Below are 274 nucleotides of genomic sequence, written 5' to 3'. Positions count from 1 at the left end.
CGCGAGAAACACCAGGAAAAAGCTCACAGGGTCCATGGTGCCAGAAAGACGCGGCTATTCAGGGCGTTGATTGCCGTTGGCCGCCGGCGGGAGGGGCGCCCCATGGAGCACGCGGTGAACTGCGTCGGCCGGATCGTCTACCAGTTGGATCAGGTCCAGGTCTTTTTCGGAGACCATCCCCTCCTCCACCAACGTGCCCTTGATCCACTCAAGCATCGGCCCCCAGAAACGGACGCCCAACAGAACGATGGGGAACGAGGTGACCTTTCGGGTC

General features: G+C 61.7%; 1 protein-coding gene. It reads right to left on the bottom strand.

Annotated elements, in window-relative coordinates:
* Positions 1 to 54 precede the first annotated feature (54 nt).
* On the bottom strand, positions 55 to 274 hold a 220-nt coding region (locus SB764_RS40125; RefSeq protein WP_410866769.1), incomplete at its 5' end, for an LOG family protein.

Source organism: Paraburkholderia sp. SIMBA_027 (assembly GCF_046535315.1).
GTDB classification, from domain to species: domain Bacteria; phylum Pseudomonadota; class Gammaproteobacteria; order Burkholderiales; family Burkholderiaceae; genus Paraburkholderia; species Paraburkholderia tropica.
This window is presented reverse-complemented; position numbering and strand designations above follow the sequence as displayed.